Annotated in this window: 4 protein-coding genes; all 4 read right to left on the minus strand. The window is 77.5% G+C overall.

What is annotated here, in order from left to right; genetic code table 11:
- Positions 1 to 88 precede the first annotated feature (88 nt).
- Positions 89 to 1,228, minus strand: a complete 1,140-nt coding sequence (locus AB0F01_RS21440; protein WP_362097977.1) for an alpha/beta fold hydrolase — start codon at positions 1,226 to 1,228, stop codon at positions 89 to 91.
- Positions 1,225 to 3,807, minus strand: coding sequence for a thioester reductase domain-containing protein (locus AB0F01_RS21445; RefSeq protein ID WP_362097980.1), 2,583 nt, complete (start codon positions 3,805 to 3,807; stop codon positions 1,225 to 1,227). Before AB0F01_RS21445 ends, AB0F01_RS21440 begins: the two co-directional genes overlap by 4 nt.
- Positions 3,804 to 18,896 (minus strand): SDR family NAD(P)-dependent oxidoreductase, encoded by a 15,093-nt coding sequence (locus AB0F01_RS21450; protein ID WP_362097983.1) that lies wholly within the window; start codon positions 18,894 to 18,896, stop codon positions 3,804 to 3,806. Before AB0F01_RS21450 ends, AB0F01_RS21445 begins: the two co-directional genes overlap by 4 nt.
- 198 nt (positions 18,897 to 19,094) lie before the next feature.
- Positions 19,095 to 20,822, minus strand: coding sequence for a fatty acyl-AMP ligase (locus AB0F01_RS21455; RefSeq protein WP_362097986.1), 1,728 nt, complete (start codon positions 20,820 to 20,822; stop codon positions 19,095 to 19,097).
- Between the last annotated feature and the right edge of the window lie 84 nt (positions 20,823 to 20,906).

Genomic DNA, 20,906 nt, shown 5'->3' on the forward strand with positions numbered 1-20,906 from the left:
TCGCCTCCTGGGTGCGGTCCGGCGCGATCCGGTACGTCCGGCGCGATCCGGTTACTGGCGGGTAGCGTAGCGGGCGGCGGGACGGTCGTCAGCGCCGTTCGGCGAGGAAGTCCAGGATGTGGCCGTACACGTCCAGGGCGGCCCCGCGGCCGAGGAACGTGTCGAGGTGGCCGTAGCCCGGGATCTCCGTGTACCGCACGTCCAGGTGCGGCCGGCGGCGGGTCAGGACCTCGTGGCAGAGCTTCTGCGAGTCCAGCCACAGCCCGTTCTCGCTGCCCGACAGCAGCAGCACCGGCGTGTCGATCCGCCCGGCCGCGTCCAGCGCGTTGGCGGGCAGGGCGCGGTAGCGGTGGTCGGTGTCGTGCCAGCGGACCACGGTGCGGGCCAGCTCGATGCGCCGCAGGTGGGGCAGGATCCACAGCGGCGCGGGACCCAGCAGGTCGGCGAGCCGGTCGTGGGTGGCCGCCGCGAGGTTCTCGTGCCGGAACAGTGACGCGCCACTCCCCCAGGCGGAGTGGTGCAGGATCCGGCAGGTGGGGTCCGGGCAGCCCTCCCCTCGGGAGGCGAGGGCGAACAGCGGGGTGTACTTCGACCACAGGCCGACGGTGCGGAAGTCGACGGGGATGTGGTCGATCCGGTTCCTGAGCAGCTCCCCCGCCAGCGACATCCGCAGGGAGGTGCGGCCGGACAGCTTGGGGGTGAGGAACACCCCCTGGGTGACCACCCCGGCCAGTCCCGGCACCAGGCCCGCCGTCATGCTCAGGGACAGCGAGAGGGCGCCGATGCAGTGCGCCACCACGAACAGCGGCCGGTCGCCGACACGGGCGCGGACGTGCTCGACGGCGGCCGGGATGTCGTACAGGGCGACGTCGTCGTAGGTGTAGCGCGCGCCCGTCTCGTTGTAGGGCAGCCGGCAGCTGCCGCGCCAGTCGAGCAGCCAGGGCTCGCAGTCGTCGTCGAGCAGCACATCGACGAGGTTGCGGACCTCCGGCAGCAGGAACATGTCGGCGGAGGCGGTGTGGCCGTGCAGCAGCAGCACCGCCGGACGGTTCGGGCCGCCCCCGGGGCCGACGCGGGTGAGGGCGAGGCGCACGCCGTCGCCCGCGGTCAGGGGGATCTCCTCGACGGCGGCCGGGTCGAGCCGGTGCCGCAGCGGGCGCGGGGCGGGGCGCGACCGGACCCTGCGCAGGGCGGGCCGGGGCGCGGGGCGGGCGGTACGGAAGATCATCGGTGGCGCTCCGTGAGGGTCGTGGTGCGGCGCAGGTCGAGGAGGTCCGCGGTGACCCGGGCGAAGGGGGCGAGCAGGCCGCGGCCCATTTCGAGGCCGAACCAGGCGAGCCAGGCCAGCTTGGCGGCCCGCGCCTCCCGGTCCGTCAGCCGCGGGTCGGTCCGCAGGCCGTCGATCTGGTCCCGGACGTAGGAGTCGGCGGGGACGACGACCTCACCGCGGAAGGCGGCCGGTTCGCCCTCGCGGCCGATGCGGACGCTCAGCGCGCGGGCCTGCCGCCACAGGTCGCGGCGCGCCCGGGCGTGCTTGCGTCCCTCCAGCCACCAGATTCCGCCGTCGGGGTCCCGCAGCCGCAACCGGTAGCGGATGAGCTGGTGCGTCGTGCCGTGCTCCTCGGGGATGCCCTCCTCGGGGCGTACCCACAGCTCGCCGTGGGCCACCGTCAGCGGCCCGGTGTGCACAGCGGGACATGTGACCTCGCCGCGGACGTCCACGCGGCGCTCGGTGACCAGTTGGTGCATGCTCGCCACGGACAGCGTCAGCGCCATGGAGCACGGGCCGGTGGTGTCCTCGCCGACGGGCCCGACGGTGCCCTCGGTCGTCTCGGTGAACCACAGCAGGGGCGGGTCCGCGGCGCCCGGCAGCCGCCCCAGGCCGTCCTCGGCGAGCCGCTCGAACGTCCTCAGCTGCGCCCGGGCGTCGTAGCGGGCGGCGCGCGGCAGGTCCAGGGCCTCGACGAGGGCGGCGGTGCGTTCCGCTCCGGCCGCGGGTCCCGTGAGGGTCGCCTCGCACAGCTTCAGGGCGGTGGGGCTGCGCAACACGCGGGTGAGGAAGTCCAGTCGGGGGACCGGATCGGCCTCGAGCCGGGCCAGGACGTCGGTGCGCCACTCGTCCCAGTCCCGCACCCGGACGTGCAGGCCGCCGGACGCCATGTCCCGGACGACGTCGTCGAGGGTGTTGGGGACACCGGTGAGGTGGTAGTCGAAGCCCCACGCGTCGGGTTCGCAGATCACGGCGACGGCCGTCCGGCTCACCCAGTCGACGGGCGCCACGTTGAGGTGTCGGAAGGCGGGGACGGTGCGGAAGCGGCCGAAGGCCGAGATCAGGCCGCTGCTGAGGTCCTGCGGGTTGTAGGCGCCGGTGCGGGTGTGGCCGCCGATGCCGCCCGGGCGCAGGGCGGTGACGACCAGCCCGTGGTCGCGGGCCCGGCGCAGTGCCACCTCGGCGGCCCACTTGCTCTGGTCGTAGCCCGCGACGAGGCGGTCGACGTGGGCGAGCGGGTCGTCCTCCCCCATCGAGACGATCCCGACCTGGTTGAACACGGCGATGGAGGAGACGTGGTGCAGCGGCTTGGGGCGCCCCGTCGCGGCCAGTTCGGCGAGGGTGAGGGCGCCGAGGACGTTGCTCTGCCGCAGCGACGGGTAACCCCGCAGGAAGTCGACGGCGGCGGCCACGCCGACGATGCCGTCCAGGTCGTCCGCGAGGCGGGTCCAGGTCTCGTCGGTGAGGCCGAGACGCGGGCGGCGCAGGTCCCCGGGCAGGACGGTGATCCGGCGGCGCACCTCCGACGACCAGGGCAGGCGGTAGTTCCGGAGGGCCTCGCCCAGACGGTCCTGTGCGGCTCGCTCGTCGGCGGCGCGCACCAGGCAGTACACGTGGGCGTCGCTGTGCCGCAGCAGGTCCAGCAGCAGGTGACCGCCGAGGAAGCCGGTGGCGCCGGTGAGGAGCAGACGCCGGGGCGGCACCGGCTCCGGGTCCGCCGTGAAGGGCAGGCGGTCGGCCAGGGCCAGGTCGGCGAGGATCTGGTCGAGGTCCTCGCGCCGGGCCCCGGCGGGTGCCCGATCCGTGACGGCGACGGGCGCGGGGCTGCGGACGGGGGGCGGTGGCGGCGGGCTCTGAGGCGTGCCCGACGTGCTGACGGTGCCGGGCGTGGCGCCCTCGGGGGCCGCCGGTGACCGCGGCGCGGATCCTGCTGCGGGGACGGGGACGCTCGCGGGCGGCGACGCCTCGGCGGTGGACGCCGAACCGGTGTCCGGGGCCGGTGCGACCGCGGTCGTCCGCGAGCCGGCCGCGGGGCCCGCGGCGGGCCGGCAGCGGCGGGCGAGGCTGTTCGGGCGGGCGTCGGCGAAGAGGTCGTCGAGGTCGAGGACCAGGCCCAGTTCGTCCTCCAGGGCGGCGGCGAGCTCGACGGCCTGCACGGAGGTGCCGCCGGCGTCGAAGAAGTCGGCGTCGGCGGCGAGGTGCCCGTCGGGCAGGAAGCGGGCGGCCAGCACGGCGATGGCGGCAGCGAGGTCGTGCGGAGCCCCCGGGGAACGCGGGGCTCGCGGGGTGGGAGCGTCGGGTGGGGATGTGCCCGCCGTGGCCGGGCGGGGCGCCTCCGCCGCCGTGGGGACCCCGGGCTCCGGCGTGGCCGACGGGGCGTCCGCTCGGGCGGACCGTGTCGCCTCGGCCGCCTCGACCCGGGTGAGCAGGTCCGACACTCCGAGGGGGCCGCCGCCCCGTTCGATCGCCTCGGCCCGGGCCGCCGCGTCCTCGTCCGTCCCGCGCACGGGGTCCCCCGCCGCCTTCGGTGCCGTCACTGGTCGGTGTCCTTTCCGTTCCGCGGTCGCGGGTGGTGGTCGGTCGCCGGTCCCTCGTCCGTGAGTGCCGACGGGGCGTCGGCGTCCGTGAGTGCCGACGGGGCGTCGGCGTCCGTGGGCGCCGGCGGGGCGTCAGCGTCCGTGGGCGCCGGCGGGGCGTCAGCGGCGCGCCAGGACCGGAAGGTGCGCAGGTGCTCCGGGGTCACGATGGCCTCCAGCCGCTCGTCGTCCGGGGTGCCGCCGCCGAGCGCGGCCAGCAGCCGACGGGCGGGGGCGTTGCGCGGGGTGCGGTCGGCCGTCAGCCGCACCTTGGTGCAGCCCAGGGCACCGGCACGGTCGGCCAGCCACTGGAGGAGCCGTTCCTCCACACCGCGGCCGAGGGCCCGGCAGCTCATCGACCAGGCGAGGACGTCGAGCAGGTCGCCGTCCGCCCGGACGGCGAGCAGGGCGATCTGGCCGTAGTCACCGAAGCGGTCGCGGGCCGCGGCCGTCCACACCTCGCCGGCCGCCCGCCACCGGTGGAGGTCGCGGCCGTCGGCGGACCGGGCGCGCAGCGTGAACTGGTTGGTGCGGCGGACCAGTTGCTCGCCGCGCCGCACGTCGGCGTCGGCCAGCGGGCGGACGTCGACGGTCAGGCGCAGTCCGGCCAGGAAGTCCTCGAAGCCCTCCTCGGCACGCGCGGCGTCGCGCTCGCGTTCCTGTGCGTAGAAGCGGGCCCGGAGGCCGTCCTCGGCGGTCGCCGCGGCCGGGACCAGCGGCCACAACCGGTGGAGCAGGTCCGGCAGTCGCGCGGCCGGCGGGCAGGTCACCGACAGCACCCGCGGGTGCGCGGACCGCATGCGGGCGATCTCGGCGGGGTTGTCGTCCAGGAAGAGGAAGGTGTCGAGACCGAGGCCGAGATTGCGGGCGGCGCGGGCGAGGCGCCCGGGCTTGGGCTCCCAGCCGGCGGACAGCACGCTGAAGTCTTCGGGTGCCAGTGGGCTGTCGGGGCGGTCGAGCACCGCGCGGACGACGTCCTCGTCGTTGTTGCTGACGAGCACCAGCAGGGTCCCGGCCCGCCTCCACTGGAGCAGGCGGCGCGCGAGCAGGGCCCGCGGTCCGGTGAGGTCCACGGCCTCCGGGCCGATCTCGCCGGCCACGCCGCCCCACAGCGTCTCGTCGCCGTCCACGGCGATCACCTTCGGGACCGGGCGGCGCACCGCGTCCACGACCTCCGCGAGGGTCAGGGCGACGGCCGCCTGGAACTCGGGCGTGAAGGGCAGGTGGGCGAGCCGTTCGGTGCGCTCGTCGAAACGTTCCCCGACCGGGTGGTGCCGGGTCCAGTCCTCCGGGCCGAGGACCGCGATGCCGGGCTGCTCGGCGAGGGCCTCCGTCACGCCCCGCTCCCACGCGGTGAACCGGTCCTCGGGGCGGGCTGTCGGCAGGACGCCCACGACGAACGGTTTCCCCGTCCGGGCGGCCAGCTCGCGGAGGGCGTCCGGGAGGGCGGTGCCCAGTTCGGCGAGTACGGCCTCGTCGACGGGGCCGAACCGGGTGAGGTCGGCAGCGCGCAGCAGCACGACGCCCACGGCCGTCCGCGGATCGGCGAGGACACCGGACGGGTCACGGAGCGCGGCGAGCACCTGGTGGTACGGGGCCTCCGCGACCGTCACCCGGCCGTCCTCCCCGGTGCCCGGCGCGTCCTGCCGCCGGGCCTCGACGGCCGTGGCGCACAGCAGGGGCAGCCGGCCCGTGGCGAAGGTGGCGGCGAGGGCCAGGCGGAGCTCCGTGTCCCGGCCGGGGGGCCCGGCCTGACCGGCTGTGGCACCCCTCGCATCGGAACCGACACCGGAATCGACACCGGGACGGGTAGCGGCGACGGGGGCGGAGGCCGCGTCGGAGCCGGCATCGGCAGCGGCATCCGCACCGGCACCGGCACCGGCACCGGCACCGGCACCGGCACCGGCACCGGCACCGGCACCGGAAACGCTGTCGGCCTCGGTGCCGGCCTCGGTGTCGGCCTCGGTGTCGGCCTCGGCGTCCGCCCCTCTGCCCGTGCCGGATTCCGGCTCCCGGGCGACCGTCGCCGAGGGGTCGTCGGCCGCCGCTCCCAGCAGGTCCAGGAACGCGCGGGCCACGTCGCCCGTCGCCCGGGCGTCGAGGATGTCGAGGTTGTGGTCCAGCCGGATCCGCCCGGCGTCCGGGGTCATGGTGACCATCAGGTCAAGGTCGGACCAGCCGATGCCGGCGGGCAGCACCTCCAGATGCTCCGGCCGGGCGGCACCGGAACGCACGTAGTTGAAGTAGACCTCCACCAGGGGTGCCTCGGGCCGGTGCAGCCCCTGCCGGGCCAGGAGCGGCAGCACGTCGGAGAACATGGCGCCCCGGGCGAGGATCCGCCGCAGCCGCCGGTCGGTGCGGCGCAGCACCTCCTCGATCCTCTCCCCCTCCCGGGCGCCCGCCGGGAACGGCACCGGTACCCCGAAGAAGCCGACGGCGCCCTGGGCGTCGGCGTGGATGCGGGTGTCCACGGGCACGGCGAGGACGAAGCGTTCCCGCCGGCGCAGCCGGGCCAGCAGGACGGTGAGGACGCCCAGGCAGAAGGCGGCGGGGGTGACGGCCAGCCGGCTCGCGGCGGTCGCGATGCGTGCGGTGAGGTCGTCGGGGAGGGGCACGGTGACGCTGCCCGCCCGGTAGGTCCGGCGGGCCGGGCGCGGGCGGGTGAGCGTCAGGTCCAGCCGGGCCGCGCCCTCGAAGGCCGCACGCCACTCGGCGGCCCCGGCATCGCCCGTCCCGGAGCCCGCACCGGGGCCGGCCACGGCGGGGCCGGCCACGGCGGGATCACCCGAGGCAGAGCCGACCACGGCGGGATCACCCGAGGCGGGGCCGACCGCGGCGGGATCACCCGAGGCGGGGCCGGCCGCGGCGGGTTGCTGGGCCTCGGTCAGCAGGGCGAGGTCGTGGTTGTCGGGCGTGCCGTCCAGCACGGTGCCGGACAGTTCCGCGTCGATCTCCCCGGCGACGAGCAGCAGGGACTGCAGGTCGCCGACGACGTGGTGGGCGCCGTAGAGGAGGAAGCGGCCGCGGGCGCCGCCGTCCACGAACTCGAACCGCCACAGGGGCGTGACCGCCAGGTCGAACGGCGGCTCCAGCAGCGCCCGGAGCCGTTCGGCGGGGTCCAGGTCCTCGGGGTCGGGGACCGTGGTCCAGCGCAGCAGCGGCCCGCCGGGTTCGCGGTCGGCGCGCAGCAGCGGGCCGCCGCCCGCGCCGGGCACGACGGCGGTGCGCAGGGCGGCGTGGCGGGCGGCGAGGCGGGCGAGGACGCCGGTGAGGTGCTCGCGGGTGACGGGGGTGGTGACGCGGACCGCGAGGCCGATGGCGTGGGCGGCGGCGGGCATGCCGGGCCGGGCGCTGCGCAGCAGGCGGACGACGTCACGGGTCGCCGGGAACACCTCGCGGTCGGGCACCGGCACGGGAGGGCGCGTCCCGGGGCCCGGTGCCGGTCGCGGTGCCGGGGCGGCCGTCCGGCCGGGGAGGGCGGAGGCCAGCATCCTGGTGAGCCCGCGGGTGTCGGTGGCCGCGAACACCTCGGCGGCGGGGATCTCGATGCCCAGGTCGCGGGCGAAGTCGTTGCGCAGCCGGACCAGCATCAGGGAGTCCAGGCCGAGTTCCTTCAGTGCCGCGGTCACCGGGACGTCGAGGGCGCCGCCCGAGACGGCGGTGATCCGGGCGCGTACGTACGCCTCCAGCCAGGTGGTGCGGTCGTCGTCGGTGGTGGCGGCCAGGGCCTTGGCGGCGAGGCCGTCGGCGGCGCCGGGTGCGGCCGTGCCGTCGGCCAGGTCGCCGAGCAGGGGGCGGGTGCGCACCAGGTCGGGTGCGAGCGCCAGCAGTTCCCGGTCCAGGGCGAGCGGGGCGAGCTGGCGCCGGGTGCTGCCCAGGACCCGGTCGAAGAGGGCGCCCCCCTCCTCCGGGGTGAACGCCGCGAGACCCGAGCGGCCGGTCCCGGCGGCCCGCGCGTCGGACGCGGCCACCATGCCGACGCCGCTCCAGGCGCCCCAGTCCAGGCTCAGCGCGCGGCGGTCGGCGCGGGACAGGTGGTGGGCCCAGGCGTCGAGGAAGGCGTTGGCGGCGGAGTAGGGCGCCTGCCCGGCCGAGCCGAGGAGTCCGGCGGCGGAGGCGAACAGGACGACGCTGCGCGCCTCGGGGGCGAGTTCGGTGAGCAGAGCGGTGCCGAGGACCTTGGGTGCCAGGACGCGGCGGACGCGGGCCTCCGTCAGGTGGGCGAGCGTGGCGTCGTCGAGGACGCCGGCCGCGTGGACGATCGAGGCGAGGGGCCCGGCGTCGCGGCGCAGGGCGTCCAGGGCGGTGGTGAGGGCGGCGCGGTCGGCGACGTCGGCGCGGGGCAGGTGCACGGTGACGCCGCGGGCCTCCAGCCCGGCGATCCAGGCGGCGGTGTCCGCGTCGGGCGTGCCGCGGCCCAGCAGGGCGAGTTGTCGGGCGCCGCGGCGGACCAGCCGCTCGGCGACGACCCGTCCGAGGCCGCCCAGGCCGCCGGTGACGAGGTGGACGCCGTCCGGGGAGGTCGGGGCGCCGTCGTCGTCGGGGCGGGTGCGGGCCAGGCGGGGCACCAGCCGCCCGGTGTCGCGCAGGGCCACGAGGCGTTCGTCGTCGGCGTGGGCGAGGGCGGTCCACAGGGCGTCGGTGCCGCCCGTCTCCGGCAGGTCGATCAGGGTGGTGGTCAGTTCCGGGTGCTCCTGGGCGACGGTGAGGCCGAAGCCCCAGGCGAGGGCCTGCTGGGGGTGGGCGACCCGGGTGCTGTCGCCGGCCGCCTGGCTGCCCCGGGTGACCACGAACAGGCGGGGCGCCCGGCCGCGTCCGGTGAGCGCGCGGACCAGGTGGAGGGTGGTGAGGCAGCACAGCCGGGCCGCCTCGTCGGCGGTGCGCCCGTCCGCGATGCCCGGGGCGTCCAGGGCGTTGAGCTGGACCACGCGGGCGGGCGGGGTGTCGGCGAACGCCTCGTCCAGGAGCCGGGTCAGCTGGTCCGGGTCGGCGGGGTCGAGGACGTAGCGGCCGGGGCCCTCGGCGGCGAACTCCGGCCCGCGCCGGGCGACGACGTGCGGTGCCGCCGGGCCGAGCCGGCCGGTCAGGTCGGCCGCGACGCCGGTGTCGTCGGCGAGGATCAGCCAGCTCCCGTCGGCGGGCCGTCCGGACGGCTCGGGGCGCGGCTGCCAGCGGGTCTCGAACAGGGCGCCGTCGAGGGGCGACAGGGCGGCGAGCCGGAGTTCCTCGGCCTCCAGGACGAGCTGTTCGTCGGCGTCCCACAGCCGCAGGTCGTACCGGGCTCCGTCACCGGACGCCGAGCGCAGGGCGCAGGTCACCCAGGCCGGGGCGGTGTTCCGTCCGGTGAACCGGAGCCGGCCGATGCCGGCGGGGACGAAGGCCCGCCCCTCGGGTGCTCCGCCGGGCAGGGCGGCGGTGTGGAGGGCGGCGTCGAGGAGCGCCGGGTGGATCAGGTGCCCTTCGGAGGGCCGTCCGATGAGGCGGGCGACGGCGAGGCCGTCGGTGCGGTGGCCCTCGGCGAGGCCGCGGAAGGCGGGGCCGTAGTCGATGCCGAGGGCGGCGAACCGGTCGTAGAGGGCGGGCAGGTCCGCCTCCTGGGTGCAGCGGGCGCGCAGCGCGGTGGGCGGTTCGGGGGCCGTCGGGGCGGCGGGGGGCGCGGTGCGCAGGCGGCCCGTCAGGTGCCGTTCCCAGCGGGCGCCGGGGGCGGCGGCCAGGGCGGTGACCTCGTGGCCGCCGTTCTCGGCGGGCCGCAGTACCAGTTGCAGCCGCACCGGTCCGTCCTCCGGCAGGCGCAGGGGGCGCAGGAAACCGACGTCGGTCAGCTCCGCGCCTTCCCCGGGACCGAGCACGGCGGCCGCTTCCAGGACCGCCTCCAGGAAGGCGGCGGCGGGCAGCCACACCTCACCGGTGACCCGGTGGTCGGCCAGGTGGGCGAAGCGGCTGTCGCGCAGGTCGATCTCGCTCTGGAACAGGTGCCGTCCGGGCTCGTCGGCGGCCTCCACGTGGGTGCCCGCGAGGGGCTGGTCGCCGGGGACGGCGGCCGGGGCGGGGGCGATCCAGTGCCGGGAGCGGGCGAAGGCGTAGGTGGGCAGGACGACGGGCCGTCCGGTCGGGAACAGGATGGTCGGGTCGGGTGTGAGGCCGCCCGCGTAGAGCTCCCCGGCGCGGCGCAGCAGTACGTCCCGGCCGTCCTGCTGCCGTCGCAGCGAGCCCACGACGGACACGGTGGTCCCGGCCTCGGCCGCCACCGCCTCGACGGCGGCGGTGAGCGAGGGGTGCGGACTGAGTTCGACGAAGTGCCGGTAGCCGTCGTCGAGCAGGCGGCGGACGGTGTCGGCGAAGCGGACGGGGCGGCGCAGGTTGTCGAACCAGTGGGCGGCGTCGAGCCGTTCGCCGGGGACGGGTTCGGCGTGCACGGCCGAGTAGACGGTGAGGCCGGCCGGGCAGGGCCGGACGGGGCCGAGCCGTTCCAGGAATCCGTCGCGCAGGGGCTCCATCAGCGGCGTGTGGGAGGCGAAGGGCGTCGACAGGGGGCGCACGCCGACACCTCGCTCCTCCAGGTGCGCGCGCAGCGCGGCCAGCGCGCCCGACTCGCCGGAGACGGCCGTCGCGTGCGGGCCGTTGACGGCCGCCACGTACAGCCGTCCCTCCGCGGGGGCCAGGAGGGCCTCGGCCTCGTCCGGCGGCAGTTCCAGGGCCAGCATGCCGCCGTGTCCGACGTGCGGGACGACGGCGTGGGCGCGGGCGGTCACCACGCTCACCGCGTCGTCGAGGCCGAGGGCGCCCGCGGTGTAGGCGGCGGCGATCTCGCCGAGGCTGTGCCCGACGACCGCGTCCGGGCGGACGCCCAGGCCCCGCCAGGCGGCGGCGAGGGCCGCGTTGAGCGCGAACAGCACCGGCTGGAGGTACTCGGTGCGCTGCAGCGGGGAGAACTCCTCGGGTGCGCGCAGCACGTTGAGCACGGACCATCCGGCGTGCCGCCGCACGGCCTCGTCCACGCGGTGCAGTTCCTCGTGGAACTCCGGTGACTGGCCCAGGAGTTCGAGGCCCATGCCGGGCCACTGCCCGCCGTGTCCGGCGAACACGAAGGCCACCTTGCCCGCCGGGTCGGCGGCGGCGGGCGCCACGGGCACGCGTCCGCTCGCCAGCGCGTCGAGGTGGGTGAGGAGCGCGTCGCGGTCCCGGGCGACGAGTCCGGCGCGCCACTCGAAGTGGCCGCGGTGCCGGGCCAGGGTGCGGGCCACGTCCGGCAGGGACGTGGCGTGGTCCAGGTGCCGGGCCAGCCGGGCGGCCTGGCCGCGCAGGGCGGGTTCACTGCGCGCGGACAGCAGGAACAGGTTCCGTCCCGGCGCGGGCGGTTCGGTACCCGGGTCGCCTCCGGTCCCGGCGGCCGCCACCGGGGCGGGCGGGGCCTCCTCGACGACGACGTGCGCGTTGGTGCCGCTGATGCCGAAGGCGCTGACCCCGGCCCGCCGCACCCGGTGGCCGGGCGGCCACGCCACGGGCTCGTGCAGCAGCCGCAGCCCGCTGTAGTCCCAGTCGACGTGCCTGCTGGGGGTGCCGGCGTGCAGGGTGCGCGGCAGGGTTCCGTGCCGCAGCGACTCGACGACCTTGATGAGTCCCGCGATCCCGGACGCCGCCTGCACGTGGCCGATGTTCGACTTGAGCGATCCCAGGTACAGCGGACGGCCGTCCGGGCGTCCGCCGCCGAAGACCCGCGCCAGGGCGTTCGCCTCGATCGGGTCGCCGAGGGTGGTGCCGGTGCCGTGTGCTTCGACGTGGTCGATGTCGGCGGGCCGGAGGCCGGAGCGGTCCAGCGCGCGCCGGATCACGTCCTCCTGGGCCGGGCCGTGGGGGGCGGACAGGCCCTGGCTGCGTCCGTCCTGGTTGACGGCGGTGCCGCGCAGCACGGCCAGTACCAGGTCGCCGTCGCGGTGCGCGTCGCCCAGCCGCTTCAGGACGACCATGCCCGCGCCCTCCGCCCACACGGCGCCGTCGGCGTCGTCGGCGAAGGAGCGGCAGCGGCCGGTCGGGGACAGCCCGCCGAGGCGGCTGAACTCGACGAAGGTCTGCGGGGTGACCATCAGGGTGGCGCCGCCCGCGAGGGCCAGGTCGCACTCCCCGGAGCGCAGCGCCTGCACGGCGAGGTGGGTCGCCACCAGGGACGAGGAGCAGGCGGTGTCCACGGTCATCGCCGGGCCGTGCAGCCCGAGCGTGTAGGCGAGGCGGCCGGAGGCCACGCTGAGCGCGGAGCCGGTGCCGACGTAGCCGTCGAGCCGGTCCAGCCGGGTGCCCGCGCCGTAGTCGCTGCCGAACATGCCGACGTACACGCCGGCGGTGCTGCCCGCCAGGTCGCCGGGCACGATCCCGGCGCGTTCCAGTGCCTCCCACGCGGTCTCCAGCAGCAGGCGCTGCTGGGGGTCCATGGCCGCCGCCTCCTTGGGCGTGATGCCGAAGAACCCGGCGTCGAAGGACTCGATGTCGTCCAGGAACCCGCCCTCGCGGACGTAGGACGTGCCGGGGGTCGCGGGGTCGGGGTCGTAGAGGGACTCCACGTCCCAGCGGTCGGCGGGGAACGGGCCCACCGCGTCCCGGCCGTCGGCGAGCAGCCGCCACAGGGCCTCGGGGTCGTCGGCCCCGCCGGGCAGCCGGCAGGCGGTGCCCACGACGGCGATCGGCTCGTCGGCCGGGGCCGGTGCGGGAGCGGCGGGTCCGGGGCGGGCGGGGGCCGGGTGGCCGGTGCGGAGGTGGGTGAGCAGGTGGGCGGTGAGGCGCGCCGGGGTGGGGTGGTCGAACAGCAGGGTGGCGGGGAGCCTGGTTCCGGTGCGGGCGCCGAGGCGGTTGCGCAGTTCGACGGCCGTCACCGAGTCCATGCCGAGGTCGCGCAGCGGCTCGTCGGGCCGGACCGGGCCGGGGTCGGGGAGGCCGAGCACCCGGGCGGCCTCCTCGCGGACCAGCGCCAGGACGCGTGCGCCGCGTTCGGCCTCGGGGAGCCGGGCCAGCCGTTCGGCGAACGCCGTGCCGGAGCCCGGGGCCGGACGGGGCGCGGGCAGCAGGTCGCGCCAGAGCGCCGACGCGGCGGCGGGGCCGGTCGTCACCGCCTCCCGCAGGCGGGGCAGGTCCAGAGCCGTGGCCACCAGGTGGGCGGAGTCCCGGCGCAGGGCCAGCGCGAGGAGGTCACTGCCCTGCTCGGGGGTGAGGGCCCGGTGGCCGAGACGGGCCAGCCGGTCCCGGTCGGCGTGTCCGGCGGCCAGCCCGGCGCCCGCCCAGGCGCCGAAGGAGACGGACACGGCGGGCAGGCCCAGGGCGCGGCGGTGGTGGGCGAGTTGGTCGAGGAAGACGTTGGCGGCGGCGTAGTTGGCCTGGCCGGCGTTGCCCATGACGCCGGCCGCCGAGGAGATCAGCAGGAACAGGTCGACGGGCAGGTGCGCGGTGAGGCGGTGCAGGTGGGCGGCGCCGTCGGTCTTGGGGCGCAGCACCTCCGCCAGGCGGTCGGCGGTGAGGCCGTCCAGGGCGGCGTCGGCGAGGGTTCCGGCGCAGTGCACGACCCCGCGCAGCGGCGCGTCGTCGCCCAGCGCGGCGAGGAGGGCCGCCAGGGCGTCCCCGTCGGCCGCGTCGCAGGCGGCGATCTCCACCCGGGCGCCCAGCGCGGTGAGTTCGTCGGTCACCTCCCGCGCGTGCGGGTGGTCCGCGCCCCGGCGGGAGGTCAGCAGCAGCCGCGGCACGCCGTGCCCGGCGAGCAGGCGGGCGGCGGCCCGGCCGATCGTGCCGAGCCCGCCGGTGATCAGCACGGTGCCGTCGGCCGGCACCGCGACCGTGCGGCCCACGAGGTCGAGGACGACGGGACGGGCGGCCCGGGAGCGGGCCCGGCGGGCGGCTTCGCCGGCGGAGGTGACCGGCAGCACCTGCGGGAGCGGGCCGGCGGGGCCCGTCCCGGCAGCGCCGACGGGGAACGGCACGCCGTCCGGCAGCACGGTGACCGACGCGGCGTCGGCCGGGGTACGGGGGCCGGGTGCGGCCCCGGCGGGAGCGGTCACCCTGGTGCCGGGGGCGAGGTGGCCGACGTCGGGGCCGCACTCCGTGATCACGCCGGCGACGGTGCCCGGCACGCCCTCGTCGGTGAGGGCGAGGGCCCGGACGTCGACCAGCACCTGCCCGGGGCCGGGTGCGGGCGCCGGGGCGGGGTGCGCCCGCGGGTCGTCCGGGAAGCCGGTCAGCCGGTGGTCCCCGGCCGGGCGGCGCAGCCCGGCACCGGGACGGGTCCGCACCAGCCGTGGGACGAGCACCGCCCCGTCCCGCAGCGCGAGTTCGGGCTCGTCGTCCGGGGCGGCGGCGCGCAGGAGGGCGGGCACGGCGGCCGGGGCGGGGACGGCAGCCGGGGCGGGCACGGCGGCCGGGGCGGCGTCGTCCGGCTCGCCCGCGTCCGCGTCGGTCACCGTCGCGGCGGCGGATCGCGGGGTGGCGGCGGATCGCAGCGCGACGGTGGCGGCCGGGTCGTCGGCGGTGGGGTGGTCGGCGGCGGGGTCGTCGGCGGTGAGGTCGTCGGCGGTGGGGTCGTCGGCGGTGGGGTCATCGGCGGCGGGGTCGAGGTCCAGCAGCGTGAGGCCGAGGCCGGGGTGTTCGGCGCGGGCGCCGCGGGCCAGGCCCCACAGCACCGACTGGGCGAGTCCGGGCACCGTGTCCCCGGCGCGGGCCGCGACCGCTCCGCGGGTCACCCACAGGATCCGGTCCGGTGCCCGGTCCGGCGGCAGGGCGGCCGCTTCCCGTACCTCGGTGAGGGCTTCGGCGGCCAGCGCGTGCGCGGCGGCGGCCGGGTCGTCGTCCTCGCCGGGGAGCGGCCAGAGGCGTACCAGGACGTCCGGACGGGTGCCGGGCGCGGCCGGCGGCACGCCCGCCGCCGTGAGGGCGGCCGTGAGGGTCGACGCGTCCTGTGCGGGCCCCCGGACGCTCCAGGCGGCGCCCTCCGCCGGCGGGGCGGGTGGCGGTGTGCCGGGCAGGGGCGTCCAGGTCACCTCGTACAGGTGCCGGGCGGTCCCGGAGGCGTCGGCCAGGTCGGCCGGGTCGGTCGCCCGCAGCCGTACGTCCTCCAGCCGGCCGGCGGGCAGCCCGTCGGTGTCCCAGAGACGGACGTCGAGGGTGACGTCCGTGCCGGAGGCGCCGGTGCGCCGCACGGCCGCGGTGAGGTCGCGCGCGCCGCCGGGCGGCAGGGAGCACCGGCCCACCGCGACGGGGAGCAGCACCCGGCGGCCGTCGGCGTCGAACGCCGCCGCCACCTGGAGCGCCGCGTCCAGGAGCGCGGGGTGGACGGGGTACGCGGCGGTGTCGCCGGAGCCGTCAGAAGCGGTCCGGGGCAGGGACAGCCGGGCCAGGAGCGTGTCGTCGTCGGTGCGGACCACCTCGCGGACGCCGCGGAAGGCGGGGCCGTAGCCGAGTCCGAGACCGGCGAGCCGGTCGTAGGTGTCCTCCGGCCAGAGGGAGTCGGCGCCCTCGGGGCGGAGCGGTGGGCGCTCCCCCGGGTCCGGGGGCGCCGGGTGCCCCGAGGCGGTGGCGTGCAGCACCCAGTCGGTGCCCTCCCGGCCGCGCGGCCGGCTGTGCACGGTGACCTCCGGCACGGGCAGGGCCGTGACGACCTCGACGGACACCTCGACGGTGCCGGTGGCGGGCAGGGCGAGGGGCGCCGACAGCAGCAGGCCGGTGACGTCCGGCGGGCTCTCCGGGCGGGCGGCGGCGAGGGCCGCGCGGCACAGCTCCAGCAGGGTGGTGCCGGACAGCAGGGTGCGCCCGAAGACCTCGTGGTCGGTCAGCCAGGGCGCGGTCGCGGGCGACCACTCGTTGCGGAACGTCCAGCGGGAGGCGTCCGCCGAGCGGAGCTGCACGCCGAGCAGGGGGTGCTCGGCCCGGTCGAACAGGCCGGATGCGGTGGTCGCGCCGGCCGGCTGTGCCCAGTAGCGGTGCGGGTCCCAGGCGTACGTGGGCAGGTCGGCCGGGGCGGTGCGGGGCACCAGGCGCCGCCAGTCGACCGGCAGCCCCCGGACGTGGAGTTCGGCGGTCGCGCGGTCGAGGCAGGCGACGCCGTCCTCGTCGCGGCGCAGGGAGCCCACGGCGACCACGCCGTCGGTTCCGTCCGGGCCGGCCCCGTCGTCCGTCTCCCCGGCGACCGTGCGCACAGCGGTGAGCAGCGCGGGGTGCGGGCCGAGTTCGACGAACCAGCGGTGCCCGTCGGCGATCATGCGCGCCACGGTGGGTCCGAACCGGACGGGTTCGCGCAGGTTGGTGTACCAGTACCCGGCGTCCAGTTCCCCGGTGACGGGTTCGCCGGTGACGGTGGAGTACCAGGTGACGGGGGTGGGCGAGGTGAGGACGCCGTCGAGTTCCGCGAGGAGTCCGGGGCGCAGGGGTTCCACCCCGGCGGTGTGGGAGGCGTAGTCGACGTCGAGGCGGCGGGCGAAGATCTGCTCGCGGTGGAGTGCGGCGAGCAGGCGCTCGACCGGTTCGACGTCCCCGGCGAGGACCGTGGAGCGGTCGCTGTTGACGGCGGCGACGGACACCCGGCCGCCGAACCCGGCCAGGCGCGCCTCCGCTTCGGCGTGCGGGAGGCCCACCACGGCCATGGTTCCGGTGCCGGACAGGCGGGTGAGGGCCTGGCTGCGCAGGGCGACCACCGCGGCCGCGTCGTTGAGGCTGAGGGCTCCCGCGATGCAGGCGGCGGCGACCTCGCCCTGGCTGTGGCCGATGACGGCGTCGGGCCGGACGCCCCGGGCCCGCCACACGGCGGCGAGGGAGACCATGACGGCGAACAGGACGGGCTGGACGACGTCCACCCGCTCGATCCCGGGGGCGCCGTCGTCGCCGCGCAGGACGGCCGCCGGCGACCAGGTGGTGTACGGGCGCAGGGCGGCGTCGCAGCGGTCGAGTTCGTCGGCGAAGACGGGGTCGTGGGCGAGGAGGTCGCGGGCCATGCCGGCCCACTGGGAGCCCTGGCCGGGCAGGACGAAGGCCACCTTGCCGCCGTGCGGGCGGGTGCCGGGACCCACGACGGCCTCGGGCAGCCGGGCGTCGGGGCTGTCGGAGGCGAGGGACCGCAGGGCGGTGAGCAGGGTGGGGTGGTCGGCGGCGGTGAGGACGGCCCGGTGGGCGAAGTGGGTGCGGTGGTGTGCCAGGGCGGCCGCCACCGCGTCGAGGGGCGTCCCGGGACGGGCGGTGAGGGCTTCGGCGAGGCGGTCGGCCTGCCGGCGCAGGGCGGCCGGGGTCCGGGCCGACAGCGGGAACAGCAGCGGGCGGGGCCCGGGCGGCGGGGTGCCCGGCCGGGCCGCCCGGGGGCCGGCCTGCTCGGCGGCGTCGCCCGGGGCGCCGTCCGGTGCGGGGGTGTCCGGCTCCTCCTGCGTGCCGGATGGCGCGGGGGCTTCTTCGAGGATCACGTGGGCGTTGGTGCCGCTGATGCCGAAGGCGCTCACGCCCGCCCGCCGGACGCGGTCCGGATCGCGGGGCCACGGCTCGGGGGCGCCGACGACGCGCAGCGGTCCCGCCTCACGGTCGGCGGGCTCGGCCGGGTTCCCGGCGTGCAGGGAGGCGGGGAGGGTCTCGTGGCGCAGGGCCAGGATCGTCTTGATGACGCCGCCGATCCCGGCGGCGGCCTGGGTGTGGCCGAGGTTGGACTTCAGGGAGCCGACGGCGAGCGGCCGGCCGGCGGGGCGGTCCGGCCCGAACACCCGGGTGAGGGCCCGCAGTTCGATCGGATCGCCGAGCCGGGTGCCGGTGCCGTGGGCCTCCACGTGGTCCAGGTCGGCGGGTTCGAGTCCGGCCGCGTCGAGCGCGGCGCGCACCACCCGCTCCTGGGCCGGGCCGCTGGGGGCGGTCAGGCCCTGGCTGCGGCCGTCCTGGTTGACGGCGGAGCCCTTGACCACGGCGAGGACCCGGTCGCCGTCGCGCCGGGCGTCGGCCAGCCGCTTGAGCAGCACCAGGCCGCAGCCCTCGGCCCAGACCACGCCGTCGGCGTCGGCGGAGAAGGGGCTGCACCGCCCGCTGGGCGACAGGCCCCGCAGCCGGCTGAACTCCACGTGGGCGCGCGGCGTGACGAGCAGGGTGGCGCCGCCCGCCAGGGCCAGGTCGCAGGTGCCGTCCGCCAGGGCGCGGGCGGCCAGGTGCAGGGCGACGAGGGAGGAGGAGCAGGCGGTGTCGACGGTCACGGCCGGGCCTTCGAGGCCGAGGGAGTAGGCGATGCGCCCGGACGCCACGCTGGGGGCGGAGCCGGTGCCGACGTGGCCGTCGAGGCGGTCCAGGGCGGCCGAGGCCAGGTAGCCGCTGTCGTAGAGGCCGATGTAGACGCCGGTGGCGCTGCCGTGCAGCGTGGCGGGCACGGTCCCGGCGCGTTCCAGGGTCTCCCAGGCGGTCTGGAGCAGCAGTCGCTGCTGGGGGTCCATGGCCTCGGCCTCGCGGGGCGGGATGCCGAAGAACGGGGCGTCGAACCGGTCGATGCCGGTGAGGTAGCCGCCGCGGAGGCTGTACGCCGTGCCGGTGGTCTCCGGGTCGGGGTCGTACAGGCCGTCGGTGTCCCAGCGTCCCGGGGGGACGTCGGTGACGGCGTCGCGGCCCTCGGCCAGCAGCTGCCACAGCGCCTCGGGGTCGTCGGCGCCGCCGGGGAAGCGGCAGGCCATGGAGACGACGGCGATGTCGTCCCCGGCGGCGCCGGGCCGGGCGGCGGGGCCGGGGGTGGACGGCGCGCGGGAGGCGGCGTCCCGCGTGCGGGTTCCGGGGGTGGAGCCGGGCGGGGCCAGGACGGCGGCGGCCAGGGCGGTGATCGTGGGGTGGTCGAAGACCGCGGTGGTGTCCGGCCGGTGGCCGGTGTGGGCGGCGAGTTCGGCGGCGATGGTGACCAACTGGCGGGACCCGAGGCCGAATTCGGCCATCGGGCGGTCGGGGTCGACGGTGCGGGGGTCGAGTCCGGCCGCCTCGGCGACGGCCGTCACCAGCCACTCCCGCACGCCGTCGACGGTGGTCGGGAACGGCTGGTCGGACGGGTGGGGACGGTCGTTCGCGGGCGTGTTCGGCACGGGTTTCCTAGGCGGCTCGGGCGCTGGGCGGGACGGTCCCCGGGCGCCGGGCGGGACGGTCGGGCGACGGGAGCGGGCGGAGGGGGCGGAGAGGGCCCCGGCGGCGGGCCCGCCGAGCGCGGTCCTGGGTGGCGGCCGGGCGGCGGGGTGCGCCGGGGCGGGGCCGACGGGGTGCCGGAGGGCGGCGTCGGCCCGGGGTCACCCGGCGGGCCGCACGTCGATGCGGGAGAGGGTCCCGTCGAGGAGCGCCGTCCGGCAGGCGTGGCGCCGGATCTTGCCGCTGGAGGTCTTGGGGATGGTGCCGGGCCGCACCAGGACGACGTCGCGGACGGCGAGGCCGTGGGCGTCGGCGAGCGCGCCGCGGACCACGTCGATGATCTTCTCCGCCTCCTCCGCCGCCTCCGGTGCCGTCTCGGCGACGAGGGCGGCCCGTTCCCCGTCGGTGCCGGTGTCGACGGCGAAGGCCGCGGTGCAGCCGGGCCGGAGGGCGGGGTGGGCCGTCTCGGCGGTGAGTTCGAGGTCCTGCGGGTAGTGGTTGCGGCCGTCGACCACGATGAGGTCCTTGAGGCGGCCGGTGACGAAGAGTTCGCCGTCGCGCAGGAAGCCGAGGTCGCCGGTGCGCAGGAAGCGTCCTTCCCGGCCGTTGACCCCGGCGCGGAACGTCTCGCGGGTGGCGAGGGCGTTGCGCCAGTAGCCCTGGGCGACGCTCGGCCCGCCGACGCGGATCTCGCCGACCTCGCCGTCGGGCAGTTCGTCGTGGGTCACGGGGTCGGCGACGACCACGGTCAGGCCGGGACCGGGCCGCCCGGTGCCGACGGCCGCCGCGTCGGCCGCGCCGGTGTGCGGGCCGTCGTCGTCGGCGCGCAGCAGGGTGGGCGGGGCCCCGGCCGGGGCGGAGGTGACCATGAGGGTGGCCTCGGCGAGTCCGTAGCAGGGGGTGAGGGCCTCGGGGCGGAACCCGGCCGGTGCGAAGGTGTCGGCGAAGCGGCGCAGGGTGGCCGCCCGTACCGGTTCGGCGCCGTTGAAGGCGACCCGCCAGCGGCTGAGGTCGAGTCCGTCGAGGAAGGCGGGGGTGGCGTGCTTCAGGGCCAGTTCGTAGGCGAAGTTGGGGGCGCCGCTGGTGTGCGGGCGGTACCGGCCGACGGCGGCGAGCCAGTGCCGGGGCTGCCGCAGGAAGTCCAGCGGGGAGAAGAGGGTGCTGGTGGCACCGGTGTGGACGGTGTTGAGGACCGGGCCGATGAGCCCCATGTCGTGGTACACGGGCAGCCAGCTGACGAACAGTTCGTGGTCGTGCGCGGCGAGGGCGTCGGGGGTGTGGCCCAGCCGTTCGGTGATGACGCGCTGGTTGTCCAGCAGGTTGCCGTGGGTCACCATCACCCCGCGCGGGGCGGAGGTGGAGCCGGAGGTGTACTGCAGGAAGGCCACCGTGTCGGGGCCGAGATCGGGCTCCCGCCAGGCGGCGGACAGCTCGTCGGGGATGTCCTCGGTGGCGACGCGGACGAGGGCACCGCCCGGCTCCGGCTGGTGGTCGGCCAGGGCGGACGGCCCGGTCACCACCTCGCGGTCACCGAGGACGACCGTCGCGTCGGCGTCGGCCATCAGGCGCTTCATGCGGGTCAGTGCCCGGTGGTCGTGGGTGCGGCCGCGCGGCGGCACCCCGGGGACGGCGACCACGCCGGCGGCGAGGCAGCCGAGGTAGGCGGAGACGAACTCCAGGCCGGGCGGGTACAGCAGCAGGGCGCGGGCGCCGGTCAGGCCGCGCTGCTGCAGCCAGGCGGCGACGGCGCGGGACCGCTCGGCGAGCCGGGCGTAGGACACGGTGCGGATCTCGCCGTCGCCGTCCCCGGAGACCAGGAAGCGGAAGGCGGTGCGGTCGGGGTGCTCGGCGGCGTGGTGGAACAGCAGGTCGACCAGGGATCGGGCCATGGAGGAGAATCACCTGTTCTGCGTCGGTGCGTCGGTGCGAGGAACCGGAGTGAGGGCCGCGTTTCCGGGTACGCGCGACGCCGC

This window comes from Streptomyces sp. NPDC029526, assembly GCF_040637405.1.
In the GTDB taxonomy this organism is placed as follows: Bacteria; Actinomycetota; Actinomycetes; order Streptomycetales; family Streptomycetaceae; genus Streptomyces.